The sequence below is a fragment of the Pelomonas dachongensis genome, assembly GCF_043555865.1.
In the GTDB taxonomy this organism is placed as follows: Bacteria; Pseudomonadota; Gammaproteobacteria; order Burkholderiales; family Burkholderiaceae_C; genus Pelomonas; species Pelomonas dachongensis.
This window is the reverse complement of the sequence record NZ_JBIGHY010000008.1, coordinates 229873-238363: the sequence shown is the minus strand read 5'-3', so window position 1 is coordinate 238363 and position 8491 is coordinate 229873. Positions and strand designations below refer to the sequence as shown.

Sequence of the window (8491 nt, the reverse complement as noted above, 5' to 3'; positions counted from 1 at the left end):
GTGCGGGCGGTGCGAGCGGTCCTGCACGTCCTCCCGGTTCCTCCACTTCCTGGCCGTTTGGCGGCTGATGTTGTAGCGCTCGGCCAGGTCTGCCAGGCTGGATTCGGACTCTCGAATCTCTGTGCGGGTCAGAGGGGTGGTGCGGGCTCGGGCGTGGACTCGGCTCATGCGACTTTGACGACCGACTGCTCGGCCTTGAGGGTTCGGATCAACTCTCGCAGCACGTCCCTGGCTTTGAACAAGGCCCAGCTGCGAACGGGAACATGATCACATGGCACCCAACAGCTACCCATTTCAGGCGGTTCAGGCTGGCAGTCGGTTTCGGAAAACTTTGAGAGTCGTGCGTCTGAACGCATTGCGGGTACTAGCCACCACTCTGCCCAGCGGTGGCATTTGAGATCCGGGCCGCGAGGGGCGTCAGCTTTGGCCGAACATCCGTCTCATGCTGCCCGGGAGCGGTCCAAGTTGGACCAGGCAGGTGTCGATGCGACTGCCCATTGACAAGCCAACCACCTGGCGCCGCACAGGTCCCCCACAACCGCCGGGCCGAGCAGCCAGGCGCTGTAGCGTTCCCTAACGCCTACGCTCGCGCCATTTCGCGAGCGAACTTCTCATTTCGCGGCAGAAGTTCTCTGCTTGTTGACCAGCGAAGCCGGCTGGGAGCTCTTTCGCGGGCGAAGTTCCCATTTCGCGGGATGGTTCCCGTCTTCGCGGGCGAAGTTCCCTTCCCCACAAGCCTTGAGGCGGATGGCCGCGATGCGTCCTGAACTTCAAGCGAAGCTTCGCAAAATGGCGGCAAGTCCTTATTTATAAACGATATTTTTGATCGTGCTGTATTTGTGAACAGTGCTCCCTAAGTGCTTGATTTCATTGAAAAAACTTGTGCCGAACCTTGACCCGGTGGGGTCCGACCCTTAAAGTGGGAGAAAGTGTCTTTTGGTGGTGATAAGTGTCGGAAATCGTCTTTCAGGGAGCCTCCAACTTGGCGCTGGACGCCAAGGGGCGCCTGAGCGTTCCCGCTCGCCATCGAGAGGTGCTGCAGCTGATCAGCGAGGGGCGGCTCACCGTTACCAAGCACCCTGACGGCTGTCTGATGCTGTTCCCGCGCCCGACCTGGGAGACCTTCCGCGACAAGGTCGCCGCGCTGCCCATGTCGGCAGCCGGCTGGAAGCGGGTGTTCCTGGGCAATGCCATGGATGTCGAGATCGACTCGGCGTCGCGCGTGCTGATCTCTCCCGAACTGCGCGAGAGCGCCGGCCTGGACAAGGACGTGGTGCTGCTGGGCATGGGCAGCCACTTCGAGCTGTGGGACAAGAAGGTGCATGCCGCCCACGAGGCCGAGGTGATGGCCGGCCCGCTGCCGGACGCGCTCAAGGATTTCAGCTTCTGATGGGCGCCGACGTGAACGAGAGCGCCACGTTCCGCCACACCACCGTGCTGCTGGACGAGGCGGTGGAAGGCGTGCTGGCGCGCCCAGACGGCATTTACGTGGACGGCACCTTCGGCCGTGGCGGGCATTCGCGGCTGCTGTTGAGCAAGCTGGCGCCGCAAGGCCGGTTGATCGGTATCGACCGCGATCCGGAGGCCATCGCCGCAGCGGCGGCCATCGCCGACCCGCGCTTCTCCATCGTGCACAGCGGTTTCGCCGACATGGCCGATGCGCTGGCAGAGCTGGGTGTGCATCAGGTGGATGGTGTGCTGCTGGACCTGGGCGTGTCCAGTCCGCAGATCGACAACCCGGAGCGCGGCTTCAGCTTCCGCTTCGACGGGCCGCTGGACATGCGCATGGACACCACGCGCGGTGCCAGCGCGGCTGACTTCCTTGCGCGGGCCGAAGAGCGCGAGATCGCACGGGTGATTCGAGACTATGGCGAAGAACGGTTTGCTGGCCAGATTGCAAAGGCGCTTGTTGCTCGCCGAGAAGCCGGTGCGCCGCTCACGCGCACCGACGAGCTGCGCGAACTCGTGGCTCGCGCGGTCAAGACCCGTGAAGCCGGGCAGGACCCCGCCACGCGGACCTTTCAAGCCCTTCGGATTCATGTCAATGGCGAATTGGCCCAGCTGGAGCAAGGGCTGAAGTCGGCGCTGCGGCTGCTGGCGCCCGGCGGTCGGCTGTCGGTGATCAGCTTCCATTCGCTGGAAGACCGCATCGTGAAGACCTTCATCGGCCAGCACAGCAAGGCCGAGGTGGACCGCCGTGCGCCGTTCGCGCCGCCGCCGCCGCTGGCGCTGATGGCGCTGGGACGCGTGAAGCCGAGCGAAACCGAGGTGCGTGCCAATCCGCGTTCCCGCTCGGCCGTGCTGCGTGTCGCCGAGCGCACCGATGCGCCGCTGAAGGACTAGCGGCGTGATCAAGATCAACTTCCTGCTCATCCTGGCGGTGCTGGCCAGTGGCCTGGTGCTGGTGCACAACGCCTACGAGTCGCGCCGCCTGTTCACAGAGCGCGAGCGTGCCAAGGCCGAAGGCCAGCGTCTGGCTGCCGACGAGGAACGGCTGAAGGCCGAGCGCCATGCGCAGGCAACCAACCTGCGGGTGGAGCAAGTCGCGCGCGAGCGCCTGGGCATGCAGCTGATCTCGCCGGCCGTGGTTGCGTCGGGAGTCAGCCCATGAGCGCCGTGCCGGGCTGCCCCAAACAAGCTCGCTCCCGCCGGGCGGGGCAGCGCGCCGCGCGAAGGGTGCACGCATGAGCGACAAGCCGCCCAAGTCCGGCGCGCGCCTGCTCGGCTCGGGGCGGGGCGTCAGCTATTCCACCAGCCCGCTGCTGGCGTCCAAGACGCCGCCGTGGCGGTCGCGCTTCGTCGTCGCGCTGGTGGGCCTCGCGTTCGCGGGGCTGCTGGGGCGGGCGGTCTACGTGCAGGTGCTGCATGCCGACTTCTTCCAGAAGCAGGGCGAGGCGCGCTATGCGCACACGCTGGAGCTGCCGGCCAGCCGCGGTCGCATCAACGACCGCAGCGGCCAGGTGCTGGCGGCCAGCGTCGCCGTGCCGTCGATCTGGGCCATCCCCAAGGAAGTCGACGCCGATCCGGACAAGCGCCGCCAACTGGCCCAGGCGCTTGGCCTGTCGAACAAGGAGCTGACGGCCAAGCTCAACCCCGAGGCCCGCTTCGTCTGGCTCAAGCGGCTGTCCGACGACGACACGGCGGCCAGGGTCAAGGCGCTGAAGCTCAAGGGTGTGTTCCAGGATCGCGAGTACCGCCGCAAGTACCCCGAGGGCGAGGCGGCGGCGCACGTCGTCGGCTTCACCAACGTGGAGGACCGCGGCCAGGAAGGCATCGAGCTGGCGTTCCAGAAGGAGCTGCAGGGCCGCGACGGCTCGCGCTCCGTCGTGCGCGACCGGCTGGGCCGCGTCGTGGAGGACATCGGCGACATCGTGCCCGCCGCCAACGGCCGCGACGTGGACCTGTCGGTCGACTCCAAAGTGCAGTTCTTCGCCTACCAGCGCATCCGTGACGCGGTCGCCGCGCACAAGGCCAAGGCCGGCTCGGTGGTGGTGCTGGACGTGCAGAGCGGCGAGGTCCTGGCGCTGTCCAACTTCCCCAGCTACGACCCTGGCAACCGCCAGAACCTGTCCGGCGAGCAGCTGCGCAACCGCGCGCTGACCGACGTGTTCGAGCCCGGCTCGACGATGAAGCCCTTCATCGCCGGCCTGGCGATGGAGACGCACCGCGTGCGCCCCGACACGCTGGTGGACACCGGCAACGGCCGCTACCCCTTCCACGGCGCCGTCATCAGCGACACCAAGGCGCACGGCGTCATCACGGTGCACGAGGTCATCCAGATGTCCAGCAACATCGGCACGACCAAGCTGGCCATGCAGATGCCGGCGCGCGAGATGCACGAGATGTTCACGGCCATCGGCCTGGGCCAGCGTCCGCAGATCAGCTTCCCCGGTGCGGTGTCCGGCAAGCTGCGCCCCTACAAGACCTGGCGGCCTATCGAGCAGGCGACGATGAGTTACGGCTACGGCCTGTCGGCGTCGCTGTTCCAGCTGGCGCGCGCGTACACGGTGTTTGCACGCGACGGCGAGATCATCCCGGTCAGCATGCTGCGCCAGCCGCACGACCATCCCGTCGCCGGCATCCGCGTGTTCAGCCCCGAGGTCGCGCGCGACGTGCGCCGCATGCTGCAGGACGCTGCCGGCCCTGCCGGCACGGCGCGCTTGGCCCAGGTGCCCGGCTACAGCGTGGGCGGCAAGAGCGGCACGGCGCACAAGCAGGAAGGTCGCGGCTACACGAACAAGTACCGGTCCTGGTTCGTCGGCGTCGCGCCCATCAACAACCCCCGCATCGTCGTGGCCGTCATGGTCGACGAGCCCAGCACGGGCGTCTATTACGGCGGCGCCGTGGCCGGCCCGGTGTTCAGCCAGGTCACCGCGCAGACGTTGCGCCTGCTGGGCGTGCAGCCCGATCTGGACGTGAAGAGCCAGATCGTCGCCAACCAGAAGGCCGCGCCCGTGGAAGAGAGCTTCTGAGCATGCTGACCCGCCTCAAGTCCCCCGACGCCGCGGCCCGCTGGCTGGCCGAGTGGTGCACCGGCACGCTGCGCACCGACAGCCGACAGGTGCAGCCCGGCGACGCCTTCATTGCCTGGCCTGGCTATGCGCGGGACGGGCGCGAGTACGTGGCCGCAGCGCTGGCGGCGGGGGCTGCCACCTGCCTGGTGGAGGACGACGGCGTCGAGCGCTTCGGCTTCACGGACGCCCGCGTCGCGTCGCTGCCGGGGCTCAAGGGCCGCACCGGCGAGATCGCCGCGACCTTCTTCGGCCAGCCCACCAACACGCTGGAAGTCATCGCTGTCACCGGCACCAACGGCAAGACGTCTTCGGCCTGGTGGATCGCGCAGGCGCTGGCCGCGCTGAACCAGCGCTGTGGCGTCGTCGGCACGCTGGGCATCGGCGAGCCGCCCAAGCTGGACTACAACGGCCTGACCACGCCTGACCCTGTGCTGCTGCAGGCCGCGTTCGCGAGCATGCGGCAGCAGCGCTTCGCGGCTTGCGCCATCGAGGCCAGCAGCATCGGTCTCAACGAGGGCAGGCTGGCCGGCACCCTGGTGCGCGTGGCCGTTTTCACCAACTTCACGCAGGACCACCTGGACTACCACGGCGGCATGGACGCCTACTGGGTGGCCAAGCGCGCGCTGTTCAACTTCCCCGGCCTGCGCGCCGCGGTTGTGAACCTGGACGACGCCAAGGGTGACGCCCTTGCGGCCGAGTTGACGGCGCTGGACGTGTGGACCACTGGTGTCGAGCGGACGGACGCGCGTCTGACCGCGCGCGGCCTGCACTACACGCGCGAGGGCCTGGCCTTCACGCTGCACGAGGGCGATGCGTCGATCGCCGTGCAGACCGGCCTCATCGGCGACTACAACGCCGCCAACCTGCTGGGCGTGGCCGGTGCGCTGCGCGCGCAAGGCCATGCGCTGCCAGACGTGGCCCGCGCGCTGGCCCGCGTGACGCCGGTGCCTGGCCGCATGCAGCGTGTGGGCAATGGCCGCGAGTTGCCGCAGGTGGTGGTCGACTACGCGCACACGCCCGACGCGCTGGACAAGGCGCTGTCGGCGCTGCAGGGGCTGGCGAGCGCCCGTGGCGGCGAGCTGGTGTGCGTTTTCGGCTGCGGCGGCGACCGCGACCGCAGCAAGCGCCCGCAGATGGGCGCCATCGCCGCGCGGCTGGCCGGCCGCGTCGTCGTGACGACCGACAACCCCCGCACCGAGACGCCGGCGCAGATCCTTGCCGACATCACGGTCGGTGCGCCGCGCGCCACCATCATCGAGGCCCGCGAGGAGGCCATCCGCGCTGCCATCGCCGAGGCCGGCCCGCGCGACATCGTGCTGGTGGCTGGCAAGGGTCACGAGGACTATCAGGAAGTGAATGGTGTGCGCCGCACGTTCTCGGACGTGGCCGAAGCGCGCGCGGCGCTGCTGGAAAGGGCGGGCCTGTGAGCTTCTTCCTGACTCTGGCCGAAGCCCAGGCGCTGCTGCCGGGTTCGATGCTGGTCGGCGATGGTGCGACGGGCTTTGCCCGCGTGCACAGCGACACGCGCACGCTGCAGCCCGGTGACCTGTTCGTCGCGCTGCGCGGTGAGCGTTTCGACGCCAACGACTTCATCGCCCAGGCGCAGCAGGCCGGCGCCGTCGCCGCGCTGGCCGAGCGCAACCTGGGCGCGATGCCCGGCCTTCTGGTGCCGGACGCGAAAGCCGCGCTGGGCAAGTTGGCCGCCGCTTGGCGCCGCCAGCAGCAGCTGCCCGTCATCGCCGTCACCGGCAGCAACGGCAAGACGACGACGACGCAGATGATCGCCAGCATCCTGCGCGCGTGGGTGGGCGACGATGCGCTGTCCACGCAGGGCAACTACAACAACGACATCGGAGTGCCGCTCACACTCTTGCGGCTGCGCCATGACGACGCGCTGAGCCACCGCGCGGCGGTCATCGAGCTGGGCATGAACCATCCTGGCGAGATCGCGCCGCTGGCCGCGATGACCGCGCCCACGGTCGCGCTGGTCAACAACGCGCAGCGCGAGCACCAGGAGTTCATGGCCACGGTCGAGGCGGTGGCGCGCGAGAACGGCGCGGTGCTCGAAGCGCTGGCGCCCAGCGGCTGCGCGGTCTTCCCGGCCGACGACGCGTGCGCGCCGGTGTGGTTCGAGATGGCCGGTGCGCGACCGCACCTGACCTTCGCGCTGCACGGCGAAGCCGACGTGACCGGCAGCGCGCAGTGGCAGGGCGGCCACTGGGCGCTGGAACTGCACTCGCCGGCCGGCACCGCGCCGGTGGCGCTGCACATGGCCGGCGAGCACAACGTGCGCAACGCGCTCGCCGCCGCCGCCTCGGCGCTGGCCGCAGGCGCGCCGCTGTCGGCCATCCAGCAGGGGCTGGAAGCGTTTCGCGCCGTCAAGGGCCGTAGCGAGCTCAAGCGCGACGCGCGCGGCCGCCCGCTGATCGACGACAGCTACAACGCCAACCCCGACAGCGTGCGTGCCGCCATCGCCATGCTGGCCTCGCTGCCCGGCAGCGGCTGGCTCATCCTGGGCGACATGGGCGAGGTGGGCGACCAAGGGCCGGCCTTCCACCGCGAGGTGGGCGCCTACGCGGCCGAGCTGGGCATCGCCCACCTGTGGACGGCCGGCGCCGCGGCGCGCGATGCCGCCGCCGCCTACGGCCCCGCCGCCCGCGCCTTCGACGACACCGCAGCGCTTGTCGCCGCGTTGAAAGAACAACCCGACGCGGCCCAGACCTTGGTCAAGGGCTCGCGCTTCATGAAGATGGAACAGGTGGTCGCAGCCCTGCAGGCGACCACCACTGGAGCACCCGATGCTGCTTAGTCTTGCCCAATGGCTGCAGGGCCTCTATCCCGACCTGGGCTTCCTGCGCATCTTCCAGTACATCACCTTCCGCGCCGTGATGGCCGCGATGACGGCGCTGCTGATCGGCCTGGCCTTCGGCCCCTGGGTCATCCGCAGCCTGACCGCCATGAAGATCGGCCAGCCGGTGCGTGCCTACGGCGTACAGGCCCACCTGGCCAAGAGCGGCACGCCCACGATGGGCGGCGTGCTGATCCTGATCGGCATCGGTGTGTCCACGCTGCTGTGGTTCGACTGGAGCAACCGCTTCGTGTGGGTCGTCATGCTGGTCACCATGGGTTTCGGTGCCGTGGGCTGGGTGGACGACTGGCGCAAGGTCGTCGACAAGAACCCCGAAGGCATGCGCAGCCGCGAGAAGTTCTTCTGGCAGTCGCTGATCGGCCTGGTGGCCGCGCTGTACCTGGCGTTCAGCGTGTCCGAGACGTCGTTCCTGGGGGTCGTCGAGTTGTTCTACCGCTGGGTTGCCAGCGGCTTCTCCACCGAACTGCCACCCAAGGCCGACCTGCTGATCCCGTTCTTCAAGACCATCAGCATGCCGCTGGGCGTGTGGGGCTTCGTCGGCCTGTCGTACTTCGTCATCGTCGGCACCAGCAACGCGGTCAACTTCACCGACGGGCTGGACGGCCTGGCCATCATGCCGGTGGTGCTGGTGGGCTCGGCGCTGGGCCTGTTTGCCTACCTGACCGGCTCGTCAGTGTTCTCCAAGTACCTGCTGCTGCCCTACATCCCGGGCGCGGGCGAGCTGCTGATCTTCTGCGCCGCCATGGCCGGTGCCGGCCTGGCCTTCCTGTGGTTCAACGCGCATCCGGCGCAGGTGTTCATGGGTGACGTCGGCGCGCTGGCGCTGGGTGGCGGCCTGGGCACGCTGGCGGTCATCACGCGTCAGGAAATCGTGCTGGGCATCATGGGCGGCATCTTCGTGGCCGAGGTGCTGAGCGTGATGATCCAGGTCAGCTGGTTCAAGTTCACGAAGAAGAAGTTCGGCACCGGGCGGCGCATCTTCAAGATGGCGCCGCTGCACCACCACTTCGAGAAGAGCGGCTGGAACGAGACGCAGGTCGTCATCCGCTTCTGGATCATCACGATGCTGCTGTGCCTGATCGGCCTGGCCAGCCTGAAGCTGCGGTGA

The 8491-nt window shown here is 68.5% G+C and carries 7 protein-coding genes; all 7 read left to right on the top strand.

Annotated features, from left to right (window positions below; translation table 11 throughout):
- Positions 1-958 precede the first annotated feature (958 nt).
- The 7 genes from mraZ (at position 959) to mraY (ending at position 8491) form a co-directional block, all read left to right on the top strand.
- Positions 959-1390, top strand: coding sequence for a division/cell wall cluster transcriptional repressor MraZ (gene mraZ, locus ACG02S_RS20840; protein WP_394472416.1), 432 nt, complete (start codon positions 959-961; stop codon positions 1388-1390).
- Positions 1390-2343, top strand: coding sequence for a 16S rRNA (cytosine(1402)-N(4))-methyltransferase RsmH (gene rsmH / locus ACG02S_RS20835; RefSeq protein ID WP_394472406.1), 954 nt, complete (start codon positions 1390-1392; stop codon positions 2341-2343). Before mraZ ends, rsmH begins: the two co-directional genes overlap by 1 nt.
- 4 nt (positions 2344-2347) lie before the next feature.
- Positions 2348-2611: a cell division protein FtsL gene (ftsL, locus tag ACG02S_RS20830; RefSeq protein ID WP_394472405.1), complete on the top strand. Its 264-nt coding sequence runs from the start codon at positions 2348-2350 to the stop codon at positions 2609-2611.
- A 73-nt stretch (positions 2612-2684) separates the two neighbouring features.
- On the top strand, positions 2685-4472 hold the full coding sequence (locus tag ACG02S_RS20825) for a peptidoglycan D,D-transpeptidase FtsI family protein (RefSeq protein WP_394472404.1): 1788 nt from the start codon (positions 2685-2687) through the stop codon (positions 4470-4472).
- Between the two features lie 2 nt (positions 4473-4474).
- Positions 4475-5941, top strand: coding sequence for a UDP-N-acetylmuramoyl-L-alanyl-D-glutamate--2,6-diaminopimelate ligase (locus ACG02S_RS20820; protein ID WP_394472403.1), 1467 nt, complete (start codon positions 4475-4477; stop codon positions 5939-5941).
- Positions 5938-7323, top strand: a complete 1386-nt coding sequence (locus ACG02S_RS20815; RefSeq protein ID WP_394472402.1) for a UDP-N-acetylmuramoyl-tripeptide--D-alanyl-D-alanine ligase — start codon at positions 5938-5940, stop codon at positions 7321-7323. The genes ACG02S_RS20820 and ACG02S_RS20815 overlap by 4 nt, the downstream gene beginning before the upstream one ends.
- Positions 7313-8491, top strand: coding sequence for a phospho-N-acetylmuramoyl-pentapeptide-transferase (gene mraY / locus ACG02S_RS20810; RefSeq protein WP_394472401.1), 1179 nt, complete (start codon positions 7313-7315; stop codon positions 8489-8491). Before ACG02S_RS20815 ends, mraY begins: the two co-directional genes overlap by 11 nt.